Annotated in this window: 29 protein-coding genes; 17 read left to right on the forward strand and 12 right to left on the reverse strand. The window is 43.5% G+C overall.

Annotated elements, in window-relative coordinates:
• The gene (locus ABEV15_RS07385) at window positions 1–942 is read left to right on the forward strand and encodes an ABC transporter ATP-binding protein (RefSeq protein WP_498852826.1); all 942 of its coding nucleotides are present in this window, start codon (window positions 1–3) and stop codon (window positions 940–942) included.
• A 103-nt stretch (window positions 943–1045) separates the two neighbouring features.
• On the opposite strand, the gene ABEV15_RS07390 is transcribed toward ABEV15_RS07385, so the two are convergent.
• Window positions 1046–1237 carry a hypothetical protein gene (locus tag ABEV15_RS07390; protein WP_498852827.1) on the reverse strand — a complete coding sequence of 64 codons (192 nt, stop codon included), beginning with the start codon at window positions 1235–1237 and terminating at the stop codon, window positions 1046–1048.
• Window positions 1238–1487: 250 nt separating this feature from the next.
• Between ABEV15_RS07390 and spxA the strand changes: the two genes are divergently transcribed.
• Window positions 1488–1898: a transcriptional regulator SpxA gene (spxA, locus tag ABEV15_RS07395; RefSeq protein ID WP_004891816.1), complete on the forward strand. Its 411-nt coding sequence runs from the start codon at window positions 1488–1490 to the stop codon at window positions 1896–1898.
• A gap of 13 nt (window positions 1899–1911) precedes the next feature.
• On the opposite strand, the gene cls is transcribed toward spxA, so the two are convergent.
• Together cls and mecA are read right to left on the reverse strand one after the other, a co-directional pair.
• Window positions 1912–3420: a cardiolipin synthase gene (gene cls / locus ABEV15_RS07400; protein ID WP_498852828.1), complete on the reverse strand. Its 1509-nt coding sequence runs from the start codon at window positions 3418–3420 to the stop codon at window positions 1912–1914.
• A gap of 57 nt (window positions 3421–3477) precedes the next feature.
• Window positions 3478–4143 (reverse strand): adaptor protein MecA, encoded by a 666-nt coding sequence (gene mecA, locus ABEV15_RS07405; RefSeq protein WP_004891810.1) that lies wholly within the window; start codon window positions 4141–4143, stop codon window positions 3478–3480.
• 223 nt (window positions 4144–4366) lie between these two features.
• Between mecA and ABEV15_RS07410 the strand changes: the two genes are divergently transcribed.
• Window positions 4367–5551 carry a competence protein CoiA gene (locus ABEV15_RS07410; protein ID WP_429631469.1) on the forward strand — a complete coding sequence of 395 codons (1185 nt, stop codon included), beginning with the start codon at window positions 4367–4369 and terminating at the stop codon, window positions 5549–5551.
• Between the two features lie 37 nt (window positions 5552–5588).
• Window positions 5589–7385 (forward strand): oligoendopeptidase F, encoded by a 1797-nt coding sequence (gene pepF, locus ABEV15_RS07415; RefSeq protein WP_498852829.1) that lies wholly within the window; start codon window positions 5589–5591, stop codon window positions 7383–7385.
• A gap of 24 nt (window positions 7386–7409) precedes the next feature.
• Here the strand turns inward: pepF and ABEV15_RS07420 are convergent, their stop codons facing one another.
• From ABEV15_RS07420 to ABEV15_RS07440, 5 genes are all read right to left on the reverse strand, one after another.
• Window positions 7410–7574 carry a hypothetical protein gene (locus tag ABEV15_RS07420; RefSeq protein WP_429631473.1) on the reverse strand — a complete coding sequence of 55 codons (165 nt, stop codon included), beginning with the start codon at window positions 7572–7574 and terminating at the stop codon, window positions 7410–7412.
• A gap of 239 nt (window positions 7575–7813) precedes the next feature.
• Entirely contained in the window at window positions 7814–8626 is an 813-nt protein-coding gene (locus ABEV15_RS07425) for a ClpXP adapter SpxH family protein (RefSeq protein ID WP_498852830.1), read from the reverse strand.
• Entirely contained in the window at window positions 8610–9014 is a 405-nt protein-coding gene (locus tag ABEV15_RS07430) for a globin domain-containing protein (protein WP_429631477.1), read from the reverse strand. The genes ABEV15_RS07425 and ABEV15_RS07430 overlap by 17 nt, the downstream gene beginning before the upstream one ends.
• A 56-nt stretch (window positions 9015–9070) precedes the next feature.
• Complete coding sequence (locus ABEV15_RS07435) at window positions 9071–9679, reverse strand: lytic transglycosylase domain-containing protein (RefSeq protein ID WP_498852831.1); 609 nt, start codon at window positions 9677–9679, stop codon at window positions 9071–9073.
• Window positions 9676–10266, reverse strand: coding sequence for a CYTH domain-containing protein (locus tag ABEV15_RS07440; RefSeq protein WP_429631481.1), 591 nt, complete (start codon window positions 10264–10266; stop codon window positions 9676–9678). Before ABEV15_RS07440 ends, ABEV15_RS07435 begins: the two co-directional genes overlap by 4 nt.
• Before the next feature lie 127 nt (window positions 10267–10393).
• Here ABEV15_RS07440 and ABEV15_RS07445 point away from each other — a divergent pair, with 127 nt between their 5' ends.
• Genes ABEV15_RS07445 through ABEV15_RS07460 form a run of 4 tightly spaced genes read left to right on the forward strand, consistent with a single transcriptional unit; the run spans window position 10394 to window position 13089 of the window.
• A complete protein-coding gene (locus ABEV15_RS07445; protein ID WP_004891794.1) occupies window positions 10394–10750 on the forward strand; it encodes a UPF0738 family protein in 357 nt (118 codons plus the stop codon).
• 12 nt (window positions 10751–10762) lie between these two features.
• Complete coding sequence (gene yjbM, locus ABEV15_RS07450) at window positions 10763–11401, forward strand: GTP diphosphokinase (RefSeq protein WP_498852832.1); 639 nt, start codon at window positions 10763–10765, stop codon at window positions 11399–11401.
• A 5-nt stretch (window positions 11402–11406) separates the two neighbouring features.
• Entirely contained in the window at window positions 11407–12198 is a 792-nt protein-coding gene (locus ABEV15_RS07455; protein ID WP_498852833.1) for an NAD kinase, read from the forward strand.
• A 12-nt stretch (window positions 12199–12210) separates the two neighbouring features.
• Window positions 12211–13089, forward strand: coding sequence for an RluA family pseudouridine synthase (locus tag ABEV15_RS07460; protein WP_498852834.1), 879 nt, complete (start codon window positions 12211–12213; stop codon window positions 13087–13089).
• Here ABEV15_RS07460 and prpE read toward each other — a convergent pair.
• Both prpE and ABEV15_RS07470 read right to left on the reverse strand, forming a co-directional pair.
• Window positions 13086–13820, reverse strand: coding sequence for a bis(5'-nucleosyl)-tetraphosphatase PrpE (gene prpE / locus ABEV15_RS07465; RefSeq protein WP_498852835.1), 735 nt, complete (start codon window positions 13818–13820; stop codon window positions 13086–13088). The genes ABEV15_RS07460 and prpE overlap by 4 nt on opposite strands.
• A gap of 42 nt (window positions 13821–13862) precedes the next feature.
• A complete protein-coding gene (locus ABEV15_RS07470) occupies window positions 13863–15026 on the reverse strand; it encodes an FtsW/RodA/SpoVE family cell cycle protein (protein ID WP_498852836.1) in 1164 nt (387 codons plus the stop codon).
• Between the two features lie 113 nt (window positions 15027–15139).
• Between ABEV15_RS07470 and mgtE the strand changes: the two genes are divergently transcribed.
• From mgtE to ABEV15_RS07490, 4 genes are all read left to right on the forward strand, one after another.
• Window positions 15140–16462 (forward strand): magnesium transporter, encoded by a 1323-nt coding sequence (gene mgtE / locus ABEV15_RS07475; RefSeq protein ID WP_498852837.1) that lies wholly within the window; start codon window positions 15140–15142, stop codon window positions 16460–16462.
• A gap of 90 nt (window positions 16463–16552) precedes the next feature.
• Window positions 16553–17329, forward strand: coding sequence for an enoyl-ACP reductase FabI (gene fabI, locus ABEV15_RS07480; protein ID WP_128356807.1), 777 nt, complete (start codon window positions 16553–16555; stop codon window positions 17327–17329).
• A gap of 100 nt (window positions 17330–17429) precedes the next feature.
• On the forward strand, window positions 17430–17786 hold the full coding sequence (locus ABEV15_RS07485; protein ID WP_498852838.1) for a CotO family spore coat protein: 357 nt from the start codon (window positions 17430–17432) through the stop codon (window positions 17784–17786).
• A 271-nt stretch (window positions 17787–18057) separates the two neighbouring features.
• Window positions 18058–18390: a DUF1360 domain-containing protein gene (locus tag ABEV15_RS07490; RefSeq protein ID WP_429631499.1), complete on the forward strand. Its 333-nt coding sequence runs from the start codon at window positions 18058–18060 to the stop codon at window positions 18388–18390.
• Between the two features lie 21 nt (window positions 18391–18411).
• On the opposite strand, the gene ABEV15_RS07495 is transcribed toward ABEV15_RS07490, so the two are convergent.
• Together ABEV15_RS07495 and ABEV15_RS07500 are read right to left on the reverse strand one after the other, a co-directional pair.
• Window positions 18412–19089 carry a hypothetical protein gene (locus tag ABEV15_RS07495; RefSeq protein ID WP_498852839.1) on the reverse strand — a complete coding sequence of 226 codons (678 nt, stop codon included), beginning with the start codon at window positions 19087–19089 and terminating at the stop codon, window positions 18412–18414.
• 267 nt (window positions 19090–19356) lie between these two features.
• Window positions 19357–20076 carry a BMQ_0737 family morphogenetic spore coat protein gene (locus tag ABEV15_RS07500; RefSeq protein WP_498852840.1) on the reverse strand — a complete coding sequence of 240 codons (720 nt, stop codon included), beginning with the start codon at window positions 20074–20076 and terminating at the stop codon, window positions 19357–19359.
• Between the two features lie 154 nt (window positions 20077–20230).
• On the opposite strand from ABEV15_RS07500, the gene ABEV15_RS07505 reads away from it, so the two are divergent.
• From ABEV15_RS07505 to ABEV15_RS07525, 5 genes are all read left to right on the forward strand, one after another.
• Entirely contained in the window at window positions 20231–20497 is a 267-nt protein-coding gene (locus tag ABEV15_RS07505; protein WP_498852841.1) for a spore coat protein regulator protein YlbO, read from the forward strand.
• A 71-nt stretch (window positions 20498–20568) separates the two neighbouring features.
• Window positions 20569–20691 carry a hypothetical protein gene (locus ABEV15_RS07510; protein ID WP_429631507.1) on the forward strand — a complete coding sequence of 41 codons (123 nt, stop codon included), beginning with the start codon at window positions 20569–20571 and terminating at the stop codon, window positions 20689–20691.
• An 18-nt stretch (window positions 20692–20709) separates the two neighbouring features.
• Window positions 20710–20961, forward strand: a complete 252-nt coding sequence (locus ABEV15_RS07515) for a phage holin family protein (protein WP_498852842.1) — start codon at window positions 20710–20712, stop codon at window positions 20959–20961.
• Window positions 20962–20985: 24 nt separating this feature from the next.
• Window positions 20986–21189 (forward strand): DUF1657 domain-containing protein, encoded by a 204-nt coding sequence (locus tag ABEV15_RS07520; RefSeq protein ID WP_064214209.1) that lies wholly within the window; start codon window positions 20986–20988, stop codon window positions 21187–21189.
• Between the two features lie 153 nt (window positions 21190–21342).
• Window positions 21343–21798 carry a YhcN/YlaJ family sporulation lipoprotein gene (locus ABEV15_RS07525; RefSeq protein WP_498852843.1) on the forward strand — a complete coding sequence of 152 codons (456 nt, stop codon included), beginning with the start codon at window positions 21343–21345 and terminating at the stop codon, window positions 21796–21798.
• The last annotated feature ends 5 nt before the right edge of the window (window positions 21799–21803 follow it).

The raw sequence follows: 21803 nt of genomic DNA on the forward strand, positions 1-21803 counted from the left end.
ATGGCACAACAAAAACAAAAACTCGTTGAAGTGAAAAACTTAAAACAATATTTTAAAGTCGGGAAGGGTCAAGTCGTTAAGGCGGTTGACGATGTGACGTTCGATATTTATAAAGGCGAAACGCTCGGTCTTGTTGGGGAGTCAGGATGCGGAAAGTCAACGACAGGCCGTACAATTATCGGGCTATATGAAGCAACAGATGGCGAAGTGTTGTTTAACGGGTTGAGCGTCCATCGAAAAAAATCGGCGAAAGAAGCGAAAGAATTAAAACGGAAAATGCAAATGATTTTCCAAGATCCGTATGCGTCATTAAATCCACGTATGACGGTTGCGGATATTATTGCGGAAGGAATCGACATTCACGGCTTAGCGTCGTCGAAAGAAGAGCGTATGAATCGCGTATATGAGCTTCTTGAAACAGTCGGATTAAATCGTGAACATGCGAACCGTTATCCACATGAGTTTTCGGGTGGTCAGCGTCAGCGGATCGGTATTGCGCGCGCATTGGCGGTTGAGCCGGAGTTTATTATTGCGGACGAGCCGATCTCGGCACTTGACGTATCGATTCAAGCGCAAGTCGTCAACTTAATGAAAAGGCTGCAGCGTGAAAAAGGGTTAACGTATTTATTTATCGCGCACGATTTGTCGATGGTGAAATACATTAGCGATCGCATCGGTGTTATGTATTTCGGAAAAATGGTTGAGCTTGCTGATGCAGAAGAACTGTATCGCAACCCAATTCATCCATACACAAAATCGCTCCTTTCTGCGATTCCACATCCAGATCCAGAAACAGAGCGGACACGAAAACGGATTATTTACGATCCGTCACAACATAACTATAAAGAGGGCGAAGACGTGCGCATGCGCGAAATTACGCCAGGTCATTTCGTTTACTGCTCCGAAGCAGAGTACGAAAAATATAAAGCGATGTACAGCTAATCTCTCGGCTTTCGAGAGATTAGCTTTTTTCGTTTGATGCACTAAAGTATTATACAATATTTTGATTTATTTGACTATTTCGTTTTTAAAAAAAGCTCCGAGATTATCTCGAAGCTTTTTTGCCTCCGACCATTTTCCAACCGGTTTGGATATGTTCGCTCATTGCTGTATGTAGCCGTTTTTTCCGTCCACCAAATACGTTTTCCCCGATGCCGTTTAAAATGACGCCCATGAGCGCCGTGATGCCAATCACTAAAATAGCGACAATCGTAAAGTCAATAAAAAATTGCGCCATTGTCACTTCCCCCTTTGTTTTCCCATGTTTACTTCTATTGTAGAGAAAATTTACAAGAGAAGCAACGAAAAATGAAACCATTTTGATCGGACAACCGTATAATATGTTGGGTAAAATTGAAAAAAGGTGTATCTTTCTAAACTTTTTTGTTGTATAATGTACGTTGTAAAGTTTTTTAAAGTCATTTTAAAATAAGATGTGTTTTAATACAGAAAGCGAACAAAGCAACCCATAAGGGAGTGATTCACATATGGTGATCGTATATTCATCGCCAAGTTGTACGTCTTGTCGAAAAGCAAAAGCATGGTTAGAAGAGCATAACATTCCGTATAAAGAGCGCAATATTTTCGCTGAACCGTTAACGATTGAAGAAATTAAAGGCATTTTGCGCATGACCGAAAACGGGACAGACGAAATTATTTCGACGAGATCAAAAATTTTTCAAAAGCTAAATATTCAAGTCGATTCATTGCCGCTGCAAGATTTATATGAAATTATTCGCCAACATCCAGGCTTGTTGCGCCGTCCGATCATTATGGACGAAAAGCGCCTGCAAGTTGGCTACAATGAAGACGAAATTCGCCGCTTTTTACCGAGAAAAGTGCGGACGTATCAATTGCGTCAGGCACAACAGCTCGTCAACAACAAAGGCTTAGCATAAACGCTAAGCCTTTTTACAATAGCGGCGAAAGGAGGCGAGCAGTCGACTCGGCGAGCCGCATCCAAAGCGGTCGGAGTTTGAATTGGTTGATATCAATTTTTGATGAATGCTCGAAGTCGTTTATAAAATCATCGACTAACGTTTGCACGCTTGGCGTTTGATATAAAAACGCATTCACCTCAAAATTTAAATGAAAGCTGCGCATATCCATATTCGCTGTGCCGATGGAAGCGAGTTCTCCATCTACAACGATAATTTTGCTGTGCATAAATCCTTTTTCGTATTCGTAAATGGTCGCTCCTGCTTCGAGTAGTTCGGGAAAATAAGAGCGTGACGCATAAAATACAATTTTCTTATCCGGTCGCTTTGGGACAAGAAGCCGCACGTCAATTCCGCTTAATGCCGCCACTTTTAATGCCGTTAAAATGTCCTCATCTGGAATAAAATACGGCGAGGCGATCCAGATCGAGCGCTGTGCCGATGTAATCATCGCAAAAAATAAATGTTTCAGCACTTCCCATTTCGTATCCGGTCCGCCGGCGACAAGCTGAACGCCTCCAAGTGCTTCATCCTCAACTGTCGGTGCACTTAAGTAGTTCAGCGTTAATAGCTGTTGACCGGTCATGTAATACCAATCTTGTAAAAAAATAAGTTGTAGCGTACGTACTGCTTCGCCGTACACGAATAAATGCGTATCGCGCCAAAAGCCGAAATATTCGTTTTTCCCTAAATATTCGTCTCCAATATTTAACCCGCCAACAAAACCGACTTTTCCATCAACGACGATAATTTTACGATGGTTGCGGAAGTTAATTTTATTGTTTAAAAACGGCAAGCGCACAGGGGAGAAAGGGATGATATCAACGCCAGCTTCACGCATCTCCTGTATGTACGTTTTCGATAGCTGCCAACTGCCGACCGCATCGTATAAAAAGCGGACGTGCACCCCTTTTTTTGCTTTGCCCATTAATATTTGCTTCAGCCGTTGGCCGATGTCGTCGTCACGTACGATATAATATTCAAGATGAATGTGATGCTCGGCTTTTTCCAATTCGGCAAAAATAGCGGCAAACGTTTCTTCTCCGTTCGTTAAGACGCGCGTTTGCGTAGCGGTTGAAATCGATTCTTTCGTCATGCGTCTCGCTAGTTGTAGCAACGGCTGTTGATGCGGTTTCATATATAATGTTTGCGCGTCATGCGCCTCGTTGCGCTCTAGTTTGCGAAACGTTTGTTCATCAAGCAACGCCTTTTTTCGAAATAGTCGTTTTTTGCGATAGTTTTGGCCGAGTAAAAAATAAAGAATAAAACCAACGAGCGGAAAGCTGCTGAATAAAACGAGCCATGCGAGCGTTTTTGTTGGATGGCGATTTTCTAAAAAGATGACAAACGAAATAAAAATTACTGACAAGGTGACAAATAAGCTGAACGTCCCGAGCAGCCAGCCTTCCCAATAATCTTTTATCACTACTAAAAAGCCGACGAAAGCAAGTATAAATAGCACAACTTTTAAAGCGTTTCTCATTTGTTGTTCACCTGACCTCGCGAGAAAAAAGCCGATTTCAATCAATTGAAATCGGCGTTATGAGTTTGGAAAGTGTTTGGCGATCATTGTTAATGCTTGTTCTGCGATGACGATTTTTCCGTATTCTTCGAGACGATGAATCGTCATTTGCGAATCTTGCCCGTATTCAAGCAATATGCTTAACATATTGTCAATGTCGCGATCGGTATCCTCTTCTGTAAATTCGACGTACAAGTAGTAGTGATTTTCAAATGCGAATAGTTTGTTGTGCAATGTTGAAAAATCGCGACGGTGCGCAAGAGCAATGACGTCTTCAATCGTTTTGAAACGGATGACGAACTGGAGCGGATTATCAGGTTCTGATGACGATGCTTTTATAATGTTAAAATGCTGGTCTAATATATGTTCAATTTTTTCATCAACCGGTAAGTCTCTGAAGCGTTCATCGACAATTGGCAATTCGAGTTTGCTGCCGTCTTTTGAAATTTGCGCTTTTGTGACGAATACTTCTAACCCTTTTTCAAGAGCATGCACTTGAATCCAAAGCGGTCCTTCTAAATAAATTTCTGCTTCTTGATGGATTTCATCCATCATTTCCCAAAATAATTCTTCACTCCGTTCGCGATTGTACCAAATTTCTTCACGATCGAAGCCGCGTTCTTCAATATCTCCGTAAGATATATATAGTTTCAACGTATATTCATTGATGCGTTCGATTTCCATGTTCCTCAGCTCCCTTCTACGATTATCCAGTCAGGAAGGGAATGTATCCCCGAGCGTTCGCCCATCCTCCTACATCTTGTACTTCTATTGTATGACAAAATGTGAAAGAAGGGAAATAAAAAACGCCTAATTCAATAAATTTAGTTGTTCCCCTATTTTTTGTATTTGTTGCAGGAAAAAAGACGATGATGGTGAAAAAATGTGTGGAGAAAGGAGAGGTTATATGTTTGTCGCATTATTGAAAAATGGAGAAACATGTTCGTTGTTAGACGATTGGACGATCGAGGAGCTACATGTATTGCGAGCGACGCAGGCGTTTTTTTGTCCTGTTTGTTTAAAACGAGTTCAGTTGAAAATAGGGACAAAACGTATGCCGCATTTTGCGCACGAAACGAAATGTACGATTGAAACAGAGCGGGAGACATTTGCTCATTTACAAGGGAAACAACAATTGTATGAATGGTTGACAAATGAAAAAATCGAAGTAGAAGTCGAGAAGTATTTGCGGCACATTCAGCAACGTCCAGATGTATTTGTTCGACATATGCAACACATGTACGCGATCGAATATCAATGTTCCGTCATTCCATTCTCTTTATTCGCGAAACGAACGAATGCATACAAGAACGCACATATTGTCCCGATTTGGTTACTTCATACATCTCATGTCAAACGCCGCAGTTTGTTTTTTCAACTTTCCTCATTTTCATGGCTATTTTTCAATGATCAAGAAGTCATCCCGTTTTATTGTGCTGAACGCCGAGAAGTATCGTTTCTTCATCATCTTATTCCGCTCTCTTCTACGCTCGCATACGGAGAATGGGCGACGTTTCCACTTCATGCGATGTCGTTTTCTTCTTTTTTTCAGACGCCACAACGACAACATGATGTTTTGTTTCATGCATGGCAAATGAAAAAGAAGCAATGGCGGCTATCTCCCCTATACTATCGCACAAATCGAACGTTTTGCCGCATCGTATATCATGCGCATATGACCCCATCATTATTTCCGCATGAAGCTGGCATTCCGCTTCGCCATTCGTATTGGTTTGAGACACCTCCGTTTATTTGGCAAACGTATATGTTAGTTGAGATGATGAACGTTCCGCTTCATGTGACGTTTTCGTTTCATCAATTATATGAACGATTGCAGCGTTTCATTCGTCAAAACGTCGTTCATATTCGCCTTTTACCGCTCGTGACAAAGAGTCATTATTCGTACGCGCTCATGGATTATTTACACGCGCTCGTTTCGCTTCGTTTTTTAAAAAAAGTCGGAAAAAGTTCGTTTCAGCGCATTCGTTCATGGTCGCTTCCGCGCACAATAGAAGAAGCGATCGTTGGAGATGAACAAGTGTTGCGACGAATCGTAAGCAAAAAAGAGGATTTTTTCACAAAACGAGAATAATATATAAGTAAACATTTTGATGTAAGAGGTGATGAACATGGCAAAAACGTTGCCGACACGCAAAGACGTTCCGGTAGAGTACACATGGCGTCTCGAAGATATTTTTGCGACGGATGAACAATGGGAACAAGAATTTCAACAAATTCAAGCACTGCTTCCGAAATTTTCGGAGTATAAAGGCAGATTAGGGGAAAGCGCACAGATGTTATACGAGGCGTTACAATATCGCGACCATGTGTTCATGCGACTAGGAAAATTATATGCGTACGCACATATGCGCCATGACGAAGATACGGCTAATTCGCTTTATCAAGGATTGGAAACGAGAGCAGAAGGGTTGTATGCGGAAGCAGGTCAAGCGACGGCGTTTATCGTGCCAGAAATTTTAGCGATGGATGAAGATGTGTTGCGCACGTTTTTACAACAATACGAGCCGCTTCGTTTGTATGCGCATGAATTAGATGAAATGAACCGCCAACGTCCGCACGTGTTATCGGAAAAAGAAGAAGCGTTGCTTGCACAGGCGGCGGAAGTGATGAACGCATCAAGCAATACGTTCGGGGCGTTAAATAATGCTGATTTGCGTTTTCCGACGATTACAGATGAAAATGGCGAAGAAGTGGAAGTGACGCACGGCCGTTACATTCGTTTCCTTGAAAGCGAAGATCGCCGCGTCCGCCGCGATGCATTTAAAGCGGTATACGATACATATCGCAAATATGAAAATACGTTTGCGAGCACGTTAAGCGGAGCGGTGAAGCGCAATAACTTTTTTGCGCGCGTTCGCAACTATCGCTCAGCGCGCGAGGCGGCATTAAGTAAAAACCAAATTCCTGAAACGGTGTACGATAACTTAATTGAAACGATTCATCGCTATTTGCCACTTTTGCATCGTTACGTTCAATTGCGCAAGCGCGTGCTCGGATTAGATGAATTGCATATGTACGATTTATATACGCCGCTTGTCAAACAAGTCGATATGAAAGTGACGTATGAAGAAGCAAAAGACATATTGTTAAAAGGATTGACGCCACTAGGTGACGAATATATTTCGATCGTGAAAGAAGGGTTTGATAACCGTTGGGTTGACGTGCAAGAAACGCGCGGCAAACGAAGTGGAGCGTACTCGTCTGGTTCATATGGAACGAATCCGTACATTTTAATGAACTGGCAAGATAATGTGAACAACTTATTTACGCTTGCCCATGAGTTTGGCCATTCGGTGCATAGTTACTATACGCGCAAATATCAGCCGTATCCGTACGGAAACTATTCGATTTTCGTTGCGGAAGTCGCATCGACGTGCAACGAAGCGTTGTTGAACGATTATTTATTAAAAACGATCGATGACGAGAAGAAAAAGTTATATTTATTAAACCATTATTTAGAAACGTTCCGAGGGACGGTGTTCCGTCAAACGATGTTTGCGGAGTTTGAACATATGATTCATCAAATGGCACAAAACGGGGAAGCGCTGACCGCCAAAGTATTGACGGAAAAATATTATGAGCTAAACAAAACGTATTTCGGGGATGGCGTCGTCATCGATGAAGAAATCGGTTTAGAATGGGCGCGCATTCCGCATTTTTACTACAACTATTATGTGTATCAATATGCGACAGGCTTTAGCGCTGCGACCGCATTAAGCAAACAAATTTTAGAAGAAGGTGCGCCAGCGGTTGAGCGATACATTGAGTTTTTAAAAGCCGGAAGCTCCGATTATCCGATTGAAGTGTTGAAAAAAGCAGGTGTCGATATGACAGCGCCTGAGCCGATTGAACAAGCGTGTCAAGTGTTCGAACAAAAATTACAAGAACTCGAGCAACTATTGTAAAAGGCGACCGTGCGTCGCCTTTTTTCAATGAAATCCGCGAAAGCGGTGGCGGTTGTTCAAATAATTGAAAAACGAAAGGAAAGAAAGGAATAAAAACGGAATGGATATAAATAAAGGAAATAAACGCATTAATGCAAAAAAGTGAATGATGAGTGCGACAACAATCCAAACAATATGTAAAATGAACATCGTATTCCCCCCTCTATGTATTCATAATAAGCAAAAACGAAAATAATTATGACAAATGTGTGAACAAGTAAACAAAGCACTTGTCAAGGCATAAAGGAGTCTGTTAATATATAAACGTGAAGTGAATCACAATCAAACAAACTTATACCCCTTTGTTTGACCGTGAAAAATTTCTCCCATCCCCTTTGTTGTCTTTATGACAAAGAAAAAGGACTCGGCGTCCCCCGAGTCCTTTTTCTTTATCCGATCCAGCGCCAAAATGAGCCGATTTTCTCCACTTTTTGCTTTAAACGCAACTTTTTTAATTCGCATTCCGCTTTGCTGTGCGAGATGTTGTATACCATGGCAATATCATCGGTCGTAACAAATAGCGCATGATGTAAAAACTGTTCAATTGGTGGAAGTGAAGATGGTTGAGGATGAAATCCGAGCATTTCATGGATTAAATCGACATATACGTCGTACGGATAACAACCTGAAATTTTAATGCCTTCATCTTCAATGTTTTCGTTAAAAAAGACGAGCGTTGGAACTTCGCGAACGTCCATTTCTGCACTAATTTTTAAATCGCATTGTAGCGCTTTAACGGCACTTGGGGAAGATAAGTCGTTTATAAACTCTTGCACATCTAAACCAGCATCGATGGCGCATTGAATGAGTGTGTTTGTTTCTGTAATCGTTTTGCCTTGAATAAATACAATTTCTTGTAGTTGACGCAAAAAGCGAATGCTCGCTTGACGCCCTTGCAATTCGGCTGCTTTCACAGCGAGTGAAGCAATGTATGGGATCGGCAACGGTGTTTGAAGAAGCACGCGGTCTTCACAGGCGATGCCGACGCGCGACGCATGCCGATCGATTCGTTTATAACCGACGCCATTCAGCCGATCGAGTTGACCGATTAAGACGTGACGCAAAGCAAAATATTGTCCGTATTCAACCCATAATTTTTTTAAAACGGGTTCAAGCGCCCAACAGTCTGGGCAAAGAGGATCGACAAATAAGTAAATTTCTAATTGCTTTGCCGTTCCTTCTTGCTTACCATTCACCTTCATGCTCCTTTCGCTCGTCCTCTGGTGTATTGATCATATGTTGGGCAGTTAAAACAAGGCGTTGATACAATTCATCGCGCACTGGCCCTTTCAGTCCGATCGCATCCATCGCTTCGTGCATGCAAGCGAGCCATGCTTTTGCGCGCGTTGGTGTAATTGGAAACGGCAAATGACGAGCGCGCAACATCGGATGTCCGTGTTCGGCTGTATATAGCGGAGGGCCGCCTAAATATTGTGTTAAAAATTGTTTTTGTTTTCGCGCCGTTTCTGTTAAGTCTTTTGGAAAAATCGGCGCTAAATCAGGATGTTTCGCCACCCGTTCATAAAATGCATCGACGAGCTTTGCGACAACTTGTTCGCCTCCAAGCGCTTCATAAGGGGATTGAAACATACAAAAAACTCCTTTGCCGAGATATATCAATATTGTAACAACGACAGTCTTGAATCTCAAACGATGTGACTTGCGGAGTAGTACGTTTGCATGACTTTTTTCACGTAGTTCATCGTTTCGCGAAACGGTGGAATGCCCCCGTGTTTATCGACATTTCCCGGCCCGGCGTTATAAGCCGCAAGCGCAAGTGCCATGTTGCCGTCGTACCGATCGAGAAGCTGGCGTAAATATTTTGTCCCGCCTTCAATGTTTTGTTGTGGATCGAAGGCGTCTTGTACCCCTAACATGCGCGCCGTGCTCGGCATTAATTGCATCAGTCCCATCGCGCCGACGCGGCTTTTTGCTTGTGGGTTAAAGTTGGACTCATGGCGAATGACCGCATAAATGAGTTTCGGATCGACATCGTATTTCGCTGCAGCTTTGTCAATCCATTGATGTATCGTATCTTTATGAAGAGGTGCGCTCGCTTTATATGTCGGCGCTTTCGTTTCTTCGCTTGTCATAAGCGGAAGAGATAGGCGCATTGTTTCCGTTTCTTCGTTCGTCTCTGGTGTTAACAGCCCGCGAAATAGGTCGTGAAACGATGTTGTTGGCGCTTCTTTTTTTCCTTGTAAATGTTGCAACGCTTGCAGTTCAAGAAGCAATTTCAATTGTTGCACATTCATGACGATCGCTCCGTTTCGTATTTAGCTTCGTAAAATCGTTCAATTTTATTTTTCGTTTTTCGTTTTGGAATATGAAACGATTCGAGCAGTTGCGTAAACGTTTTTTCCCCTTCTGCTCGTTCGTTCGCTTCGTATTCGACTTCATAGTCAGCTACGTTCATATATTCGTTATAATCGAAAACGAGCGTGCCGTTTTTATACGGGCGTTCCGCGCGCCGAGTTGTGAGCGATCCGAAACAAACGATCGCTGTCGGATCGATATGAAGCGCCTGCAATATGTTGGCGATGTCGCCTTGAAGTGATGTCGCACCCGAAATAAGTGCTGTCGCGGCTTCAGGCGTTAGCGGTTCATGCGTTTCTAACAGCCCGTCTTCGTATGGTTGTTTTAATGTTAATGTATATGAGCCGTTTTTGAAACGAATGCGTAATGCGCTTTTTTGTTGTTTCAGTTGAAAGTCTGGCGTGTCAAAATAATAATTTTGTTGCACGTCCCATTCCTCATCGCGCACCGCAAACGCTGTCGTGAAACGAGAAAATTCGTCGGCTGTCAACATATTTTTAAATTCAATTTCTAATTCGTGCTTCATCGTTTTTTCTCCTTACATCATTCTACTTTTATTATCAACATGTACGCGAAAAAGTGCAACTAGTGAACATCGCTAGGTGAAATGTGGTAAAATAAAGGCGGACATCATGGATGACGGAGGAACAAATATGAAAATATATGTACATACAGCAGAAAAAAAAGAAAACGGATGGTACTTTTTATGTGAGGCGTCGCTTCAAGGGTTACAAGCGAAACGCCATATGCTTGTTGATTCGGATGCATGTGCGTTCGCATACATATTAGAAGCAGCGGATGCGTTCGTTTATGTCATTATGCCAAAGGAAGTATGGGGGGCGATTAAAGAAGCGCTTCGTACAAGCGAGCCGGTGTTTCTTGTCGGAAACGATGCAACAATCGAGTTAGAAGGCATTCATGAAGAAGTGGCATACTTAATCGAAAATATTGCAGGAAATGCAAACTACGGTGAAGAAATGGAACAGGCGGTAACGGCATTTTTCGCATAAGTAGGTGGTTGAATGGAAAGACATTGGGAATTTTTTTTAGCGCCGTATAAACAGGCGGTCGAGGAGTTGAAAGTAAAGTTAAAAGGGATGCGCGCTCAATTTGAAATGCAAGGGGTGCATTCTCCAATTGAATTTGTGACCGGAAGAGTGAAGCCGATTGCGAGCATTTTAGATAAGGCGCAAAAGAAAAATATTCCGCTCGATCAACTCGAAGAACAAATGCAAGATATTGCAGGTTTGCGTATGATGTGTCAATTTGTCGATGACATTCAAACGGTCGTTGAACTGTTGCGCAAGCGAAACGATTTTACGATTGTCGAGGAACGCGACTACATTACACAAAAAAAAGAGAGCGGTTATCGTTCGTATCATGTCGTCATTCGTTATCCGGTGCAAATGATTTACGGTGAAAAAAACATTTTAGTGGAAATTCAAATTCGCACGCTTGCGATGAACTTTTGGGCGACGATTGAACATTCGTTAAACTACAAATATAGCGGCAAGTTTCCAGAAGATATTCGCCAACGATTGCAGCGCGCCGCAGAAGCCGCATATTTGTTAGACGAGGAAATGTCGAAAATTCGTTTTGAAATTCAAGAGGCGCAAGCGGCGTTTTCGCGTAAGCAAGACGTAAAAGATAACAAGGGGTGAGGCGCGTGAAATTTGCAGTCATATCCAAAGGGGATGCGATATCAAACGAATGTATGTATAAAATTCGCACATATTTAACCGATTTTCGTTTAACGTATGATGAAGATGAGCCGGATATCGTCATTTCAGTCGGCGGGGATGGGACGTTGTTGTATGCGTTTCATCGCTATCGGAGCCGGTTAGAACAGACGGCGTTTGTCGGGGTACATACGGGCCATTTAGGCTTTTATGCCGATTGGGTGCCAGATGAAATTGAAAAGCTCGTCATTGCGATTGCGAAAACGCCATATCAAATCGTGGAATACCCGCTTTTAGAAGTAACGATTCGATATGTGCGCGGCGGACGCGAAGCAAAATATTTAGCGCTCAATGAATGTACAGTAAAAAGCGTTGCAGGGACGCTTGTGATGGACGTTGAAATTCGCGGCGATTTGTTTGAAACGTTTCGCGGGGATGGGTTATGCATTTCGACGCCATCGGGAAGTACGGCATACAATAAAGCGCTTGGCGGGGCGATTTTACATCCGTCGCTTGAAGCGATTCAAGTCGCAGAAATGGCGTCCATTAACAACCGCATTTTCCGAACGATCGGCTCACCGCTTATTTTGCCAGCGCATCATACGTGTATGTTAAAGCCGGTCAATGACGTCGATTTTCAAATTACGATTGACCATTTGTCGCTACTTCATAAAGATGTGAAGTCGATTCAATGCCGCGTCGCCGATGAAAAAATTCGCTTTGCCCGTTTCCGTCCGTTCCCATTTTGGAAGCGTGTACGCGAATCATTTATTCAGTAGAAAGGGATTCGTATGTTTCAACTTCGTTGGATCGTCACACAACAACAAGACGGCATGCTCGTTCGTGAATTTTTGAAACAACAACATATTTCAAAAACAGCGCTCACCGATATTAAATTTCAAGGGGGGCGGATCGAAGTGAACGATGTGCCTGTGACCGTCCGTTACGTGCTAAAAGCAGGCGATGAAGTGTGCGTTTCGTTTCCTCCCGAACAAAAAAGTGTACACATGGTCGCTCAGCCGATTCCGCTTTCGATTGTGTACGAGGACGATTATGTTATCGTCGTCGATAAGCCGCCGCATATGGCAACCATTCCGTCGCGTGAACATCCGCATGGGACGCTTGCGAATGCGTTATTGTATCATTACGAACAACAACAGTTACAAACGACGGTGCATGTCGTCACACGGCTTGACCGCGATACGTCCGGGCTTGTGCTTGTCGCAAAGCATCGCCATGTGCATCATTTACTTAGCGAACAACAAAAGCAAGGGCGGGTGAAACGGCGGTACGAAGCGGTTTGCCACGGTTATGTCACCCCGCTTGTTGGAACGATTGATGCGCCGATCGGACGAAAAGGCGACAGCATCATCGAGCGGGAAGTGCGGCCAGACGGTCAGCGAGCGGTCACGCATTATGAAGTATTGCAGCATAAAAACGATATGACGCACGTGTCGATTCAATTAGAGACGGGGCGAACGCATCAAATTCGCGTTCATTTTTCTCATATCGGTCATCCGCTCGTTGGTGATGATTTGTATGGCGGTTTTCGGGAACATATCGACCGCCAAGCGTTGCATAGTTGTGAGCTGACGTTTTTTCATCCATTTCTCGAAAAAACGATGACGTTTCATGCGCCGCTCCCTGACGACATCGCCCGTTTGCTTTAATCAAACGGGCGAAATTTTTCTGCGACATATGGCATCGTTGATGGAACAGAAACGGTCTCCATTTCTGGATAGCGAAGCGCTGTGAGTTGTCCGCCGAATACGCAGCCGGTGTCGATGTTGACGGTGTTGTTTAGCCAGCGCGGCTCTTTGACCGGCGTATGTCCATATACGATGAGCGCATCTCCCCGGTAATGTTTTGCCCAATCTCGGCGCACAGGGGAGCCGTCTGGATGTTTTTCTCCTGTAATATCGCCGTATAGCACAAATGTTTTTACTTTTTGATTCGATTTGCCAATATAGTCCCCTCGAATGCCGGCGTGGGCGATCACAAGTTTTCCATCGTCTAAGACGGCATAAAGCGGGGCGTCTTCGTACAGCTTCATAAATTGCGTACGAATGCGCGTTTTTGTTTTTTCATCTGCTTGTTCCCATTCCGCTACTGTCGTTTCAAGTCCATGTGTAATTTGCACGTTTCGACCGAGAAAAAAACGATACAGCTTGTCGCAATGGTTGCCCGGAACGTACACCGCTTTATTTTGTTGAACGAGCGCAACGACCGTGTCAATGACTCGCAACGATTGCGGACCGCGATCGGCTAAATCACCGACGAAGGCGAGCTTTCGCCCGTTCGGATGAATCGGGACATCATTTTCCCAGACGTAGCCAAGCTTTTTTGTTAACGACATCAATTCATGAAAACAACCGTGAATATCGCCAATAATATCGTACATCGTTTGCTCCTTTCTACAAAAATAGCCGCATGCAAGCGGCTATCATTGTTCAGCAGAAAACATAAATTTTTGTGTGCGGGAGCGGACGTTTAAGACGAGCCCGATCGCAAGCATGTATGTGGCAAGCGAGCTTCCGCCGTAGCTGACGAATGGAAGCGGAAGACCGGTAATCGGCAGCAACCCGATTGTCATGCCGACGTTTTGGAACACTTGGAACGTAATCATGCCGATGACGCCGGCGCATAAATAACTGCCAAACGGATCGTGGCATTCTAGCGCAATTTGAATCATGCGGTAAATTAATAAGAAAAAGAGCGACACGACGATGCTTGCCCCAATAAAGCCGAATTGTTCTCCGATAATGCTAAAAATGAAGTCGGTATGCGACTCTGGTAAATAGACGTCTAAGTTTTTATATCCTTTTCCATATAATTCCCCAGATCCGATCGCCAGTAGCGATTTAATAAGCTGAAACCCTTGATCGCTTGAATATTCGTACGGATTCAACCAGCCGTAAAAACGGTTTAATTGATATTGTTGAATTTTTAATACGTCTGGGAAATATAAAAACGCCACGATAAAGGCTGTCGCTCCGAGTACAGCGAGACTAACGATAGCGACGATAATGCGCAAGCGAATGCCAGACACGAGAATAAGCGAGCCGGTGATCGCCATAAACACCATCGACATCCCCATATCCGGTTGACGCGCAAGTAAAAAGAGCGGCGGTAGTAGCGACAGACCGATTTTTCCGAGCAGTTTCAAATCGTCTTGCAACGTCGGATCATGGTATTTTTCACGATGGTTGACGATCATGCGGCTTATGACGATAATCATAAAAATTTTCATCAGCTCAGACGGCTGAAAGTTTCCGCCCGGCAGTCTGTACCAGCTCGTTGCTCCTTTAATCGTTAATGTACCCGGTACGTTCAATTCTAATCCAAGCAAAAGAATGATACCGAAGCCATATAAATACCAAGCGATTTTAAATAGTCGATCGTAATCGACAAGCATCGTCACGGCAATGACGACGGCACCGATGGCGTACCACATGAGCTGTTTTTGCGCAAAGTTAATATGTTGCAGTTTGACAGGGAGCGTCTCGCGCGCACTTTCGATGGCGACGGCGCTCACGATCGCAATTAAAAATAAAATAAACAATAAATGATAATCTATTTTCGTTTGAACTGTTTTCTCATTTTCCATCGTTGTTCCCCCTGCGTTTCATCGTGCATTATCATTTTACATTGTCGGTTGCAAGTTGGCAAAGATTCGCGCATAATAAAAAAAGCGATTTTCGTCGAGAGGAGGGAAACACCATGTTGCAAGCTTTATACGATGAAAAGATGGAAGAGTTTCGCCGACAGTTTTTAAAATTGCATCCGTATGATCGGGCGAAGTTTTACGTCGAACAAAGCCCAGAAGTAAGAAAGCGGATGTATGAATATTTGTCGCCAGCGGAAATGGCGGAAATTTTTGACCACCTCGACATTGAAGAAGATGAATATAAAATTTATTTGTCGGAAATGGATCCGTTATTTGTGGCGCAAATGCTCGCGCACATGTATGCTGATAATGCCGTGGACGTATTAAATGAACTCGATAAAAAAGAAGTGGCGAATTATTTAACGATTATGGATGATGAAGCGGCGAAAGATATTCAAGGGCTGCTTCATTATAAAGAATATACGGCCGGAAGCATTATGACAACGGAATATATCGCCATTCATGCCAACCAAACGGTGCGTTCGGCGATGCAAATTTTGAAAAAAGAAGCAGCGAATGCGGAAACGATTTATTATTTGTATGTCGTGAATGAACAGCGCCAGCTCGTTGGCGTATTGTCGCTTCGCGAGCTATTGACATCCGATGACGATCAAATGATTGCCGACATTATGAACGATCACGTCGTTTCCGTATTCGTGGATGAAGATCAAGAAGACGTTGCCCGCAAAATGCAAAATTACAACTTTTTAGCGCTTCCTGTCGTCGATGCGAACAATCATTTGCTTGGTATTATTACCGTTGATGACATCGTCGACGTCATTTCTGAAGAAGCGACAGACGACTATTCGAAGCTTGCCGGGGTTCCTGATGTCGACATTCAGCGCAATCCGTTTGAAGCGGCGAAAAAACGGCTGCCATGGCTTATTATTTTATTGTTTTTAGGCATGATGACGGCGAATTTAATTAGCCGCTTTGAAGATACACTGCAAAAAGTTGCGATTTTAGCAGTGTTTATTCCACTCATTGCGGGGATGTCAGGAAATACAGGGACGCAGTCGTTAGCGGTCGCGGTGCGCCGTTTAGCGATGGGGGATTTCGAAAAAGAAGGAAGGTGGAGTATGATCGCGCGTGAGGCGTTGACAGGGCTGATTATTGGGTTGTCGTGTGGCGTCGTCATTACGATTGTCGTGTATGTATGGAAGCAACAATTTTTCTTAGGGATGCTCGTCGGGCTGGCGTTATTTGCGACGCTGACGGTTGCCACAGTCGCTGGGGCGCTCATTCCGCTTTTTATGCATAAACTGCGCATCGACCCTGCCGTTGCCTCTGGTCCGTTTATTACGACGATTAACGACTTAATTAGCATTCTCATTTATTTCGGTTTAGCAACGATGTTTATGGACTATTTATTATAATTCCCTATTTGAAAGTAGGGAATTTTTTGTTATAATCATATTAATACTAGGTTCTAATAACAAATCATAATTTTAAGGGGATGAACGAACATGCAATTATCATTACAAGGAAAAACGTACGTCATTATGGGTGTGGCAAATAAACGAAGCATCGCCTGGGGCATTGCGCGTGCGCTTCATGCGGCAGGGGCGCGATTAATTTTTACATATGCAGGCGAGCGTTTTGAAAATGAAGTGAAAAAACTCGTTGCGACGTTAGAAGATGACACAGCGCTTGTATTGCCTTGCGATGTGACGAAAGATGAAGAAATTGAAGCGTGCTTTGCGCAAATCAAAGAACAAGTAGGCGTCATTCACGGCCTTGCGCATTGTATCGCGTTTGCGAATAAAGAGCATTTAGAAGGCGAGTATATGAACGTCGATCGCGAAGGATTTTTGCTTGCGCACAACATTAGCGCATATTCATTAACAGCTGTGGCGAAAGCGGCGAAAGAGTTAATGACAGAAGGCGGAAGCATCGTCACGTTAACGTATTTAGGAGGCGAGCGCGTCGTACAAAACTATAACGTTATGGGCGTAGCGAAAGCGTCATTGGAAGCGAGCGTCAAATATTTAGCAAACGACTTAGGCAAATACGGCATTCGTGTCAACGCCATTTCCGCAGGTCCGATTCGCACATTATCAGCTAAAGGCGTCGGCGACTTTAACTCGATTTTAAAAGAAATTGAAGAACGCGCACCGCTGCGCCGTACAACGACACAAGAAGAAGTAGGCGATACTGCTCTATTTTTATTTAGCGACTTATCGCGCGGCGTCACAGGCGAAACGATTCACGTCGACTCAGGTTATCATATTTTAGCGCGGTAATGAAAAAGCTGTTTGGTCGATGCCAAACAGCTTTTTATGTATTATGGCATGCCCGTTTCTTTTTGCGCATATAGTAGTCGTAAAAGGGAGGGGTGTGGAAATGAAAAAGCATGTGGAAAATGCACCGTTGTTGTATATCGTTCAGCCGAATTTAGGGCCAAAAACGTGCTATATGCAACAGATGTTTCGGACAAAAAAAGAAAAGCCGTCGTATCCACCGCCATCGTTTGCGAACTTTCGCGACATGGATACGATCGAGCGCATTGAGTTTTTAGCGACGCTGCCAAACGAGCTTCGGCCAGTGACGTGTGAGTTGAAAACGAAAAACAAGACGTATGAAGGGGTTATTCAAACGTGCGATAAGAAAAAAGTCGTCCTTACGCTAAGCGATGAAGAAAAAACGATCACGATCCCGATTGAACATGTCGTATCGGTATCGCTTATTGGCAAATCGTAATATATACACGCTCAAGCTGCTCGGCTGTGTTTGCGAATGAAAACGTCGTTTTCGCTCGTTTTCGTCCTTCGTGAGCAAGTGCGAGCGCTTTTTCTTTATTTGTTTTTTTTTTGCTAAAAAGTCTTTGCTGAAAAAAATGCGATACACTCGTTCCACTCCTTTCTTCGTCTATCTCATCGCATTATATGTACGGAAAGGAAAAGGGGAATGGGCGGTTTGCCGACATTTTTTCACCGTATTTCACATACAGTAGAGCGAGGAGGCGAGAAAGATGGATGCGTTTCACTTTTTTCTTTTATGTATTGCTTCGTTTCGCTTGACGCACCTCATTGTATATGACCGTATTACGTCGTTTTTGCGCGCGCCGTTTCATGATGAGTTCGAACAAGATGGAGAGACGTATATTGTCGTGAAAGGGACGGGAATACGGAAATGGATCGGGGAGTTGTTAAGCTGCCATTGGTGTACAGGGGTATGGTGCGCAGCAGCGTTGTACGTTGGCGTTATATATGTACCGCATGTGATCATGCCAGTTGTATGGATTTTAGCGATTGCAGGAGGTGCTGCGCTTATCGAAGTCGTTGTCCAAAAATGGAGCCAATAAAAAAAGCGGGCGGATGCCTGCTTATTTATTGACGACGATATGATTGAAGGAGGGGATTCCTTGCTTGAGCTGGCGGAAATAAACGAACGCTTCGACGACAATCGTTTGTACGATGCTCAATTCAAATGACGGGAAGCGCAATTGTTCATTTGGTAAAAGCGTTGTCTGGTCGATCGGTTTTAGCCAATATTCCCCTTCTTTTACTTTTTGGCGCCAATCTTCGACCGCAAACGTCCATCCGCCTTCTTCTTGCAGTTGGCGAAATGAAAATTTTCCGCTTAACTGAGCGTGATGTGCGGGGCGGAGACGAAGACAAATGATCGGGTCATTGAGCGGCGTATTGCCGATATTTTCAATGACGAAATCGCCAACAATCGTCACATGTTCTTCTTTTTCTTCCGGGATCATGACGGCATATGCAAAATAGGCGTGGGCGCGCACGATCTCTTCTTTTTTTGTTTCTTTTTTTCGCTTTTTTTCTTCTTCAAGAGCCACTTCGTAAAACAGAAGCTGTTGTTCGAGCTTTTCGATCGTTTGTTCATATTCATCCATTTGTTCAAGCTGTTTTTGCAAATAATGATTGCGCAGCTGCTCACGTTTTAGTTCGGTTTCAGCAAGCTGCAAAAGTTGTTTATATTTTGCCACTTCCGAGCGATAATGAATCACTTTTTGTTGAAGTTGAATATGTTGGTCGTTCATCTCCTCCCCCCTATAAGCATTCTGGACATCCTTGCCAACCATTTGGAGTCATATGACTTGGTTGAACGATAAGCATCGAGACCAACATTCTTTTCGTCATTTTATGCCATCCTCTCTTTTTGTTGTTTCAATATTCATTTTATTTTATCATATGTGAAAAATACGTGCTATCGTTCTTATTCCTTTTGGATTGCTTGCACATATACGGTAATCAGCTACATGTTAAACATATAAAGAAGCAGGCTGTATGTGAGCCTGCTTTACTCATTAATGTGCTGGGAATACTTCAGGGCATTGCGGTGGGAATTTGTCTGTTGGGCAAAGCGTCGCTTCTAAAATTTCTTCGCGCGGCTGGCAGTAGCGTGCTTCGACTTCAAGTTTTACCTCGGCTTCCATTTGCACTTCTAAACATAATGTAATCGATACATCGAGCTGTGAGAAGTTGTCGGTGCAAATTAAGCTAGCGTCACATTCGAAAAATGAAATGTGGCAATCAAGCGTCGTTCCTTCTGGGGCGCATAAAATAAATGTTTGCGCTGTCGCGAATGGAATTGGATTTGATTCACAAACAACGTAGCCGTTTGCGTTTACGACTTGCACAACAACGTGGCCTTTTACGAGCACTTTTACTTTCTGTAATGTAACTGTGTCGCCTGATGGAAGAGTGACGTGAACAGGTTGGCGTCCGTCTGGTTGCAAAATTTCTTGGCAAATAAGAGCATTGTTATCTACTGTTTGATCGATGCGGTTTCCTTCATCGTCTGTTAAGAAGCAGCGAATCGAGAAATCGCTAGCACCTAAACCGTTTGATGCGAAGAAGTCACAAACCGACTGCCCTCCACGTGGACATTTGCTTTCAGGGAAGATATTTTCCAAATCCCCATTTGAAAAACTACGCAACGGCACATCGACTTGACGAGTAACCCAGTCATACACTTTGCGTGTTTTAATACACACTTTTTCTTTACATTCTTTATGATGCGTCATGCCTCGTTCCTCCTATTTCAGTTTTTCCCGTCGCATGTATCGGGACTACTGTATAGTATGAGAAAGGTAGGTAAGTGTGCAGGGATATGTGCGGAATTTTTTGTCATAAATGAGCGCAATGTTGAATTGTTATGTAGTAGAGAGGAGGAGGCATATGCAAAACGAGTTAGACGTGTTGCGAGCGGAAAATGTGTTGTTAAAAGAATTAGCAGCGTTAAGTGAACAGCGCTATCGAGAAATTAAACGGTTAAAAAAAGAAAATGAGGAGTTGAAAAAGCAGCTCGAACAAATGACCAAACAGTTATTTGCCCAAGGAACAGATTCATGGTTTATGCACAATATCAAGCGACAACAAACGTTAAAGCATGACGGACGGCTGCCACTTTCGACCCCATTTTCATTTACGGAAAAAAAGAAATAGGGAAAACGCATAGTCGTTCGCTCCATCTTTTTCATATGTTATTGTATCTTGCATGTGGGGAGGGTTACAAAATGGAAAAGAAAAAGACGATGGCGCTTTACGGAACACAGTCGGCAAAAGTATATACGCCTTCCCCAGCACCTGTCAAAAAAACGGGTGGCTGTGGATGTGGAAAAAAAATAAAAAAACAGTGAGCACGGGGTGAGAAGAAGATGGAGCGTTTTAAAAATTACGGGCTATGGCTCGCAATTGGCGCTTTTATACCGCTTTTCTTGCAAACGTTTGGAGTCGATATTGATTTAGGAAAATATGAGCAATTATGGAACGCCTTTTTAAGTATTTTAGTCATGGCTGGAATCATCAATAACCCGTCGCTCGGAAACGGATTTCGCGATAAACGTTGGCTCCTTCGGGGGCTATTTTTTTTGTATAACTTTACGGGATGCGTGCACACTATGGGATGAAAAAGAAAAAGGAGGTTTTTCAATATGACTGTTGCAAGTTCTGTGAAACAAACGTTAGCTGGATTAAAATCGGCGCAGGCAAGTTTTGAAACGTTTGCCCTGCAAACAGAAAACCAACAAGCGAAACAATTGTATCAACAAGCGGCTCAACAAACGCAAGCGATCGTTGATATGTTGTCCCCGCGCCTGCAAGAAATTGAACAAGAAGAGCCACAATACAAACAGTAAGTGAGTCGGGTGTCCAATCGTGGGCGCCCTCTCGTCACATGAAGTAAGTGAGTCGGGTGTCCAATCGTGGGCGCCCTCTCGTTACATGAAGTAAGTGAGTCGGGTGTCCAATCGTGGGCGCCCTCTCATTACATGAATAGAAAGGTGAATGCGATGAGACAATTGCTCGTAATGATCCTCTTTTTTTCCATCATAGGTTGTGCACATGAGCCAAAAGAACAAAAACAGTCGCTGCAAAACGAAAACATCACGAACGTAAGTCATGACGGGAGCGCAAGTCGAAGCGACCAATGGCACGCAAAAAAAGCGGTCGATATGTTAAAAGCACGACGCGATGTGAAAGATGCGGTGGCGGTCGAAGCGAACGGACGACTGCTTGTTGCGTATCAAGTGAAGCATATGCAACGATTTCGTATGAAAGATATTGAAAAAGATATAGAGCGCATGTTAAACGATACGTTCGATAAACAAGTGATCGCTTCACGCGATTTAAAAATTTTTTGGGAAACGAAAGCGTTAAAAGAAAAACTCGAAACGAAGCATATGAGTGAAAAAGAGATTGAAAAAGAAATGATGACCATTCAGAAATTAAGCGAAGAACAAACGTAGCGAGG

This window comes from Bhargavaea massiliensis, assembly GCF_050480245.1.
Taxonomy (GTDB): Bacteria; Bacillota; Bacilli; order Bacillales; family Anoxybacillaceae; genus Anoxybacillus.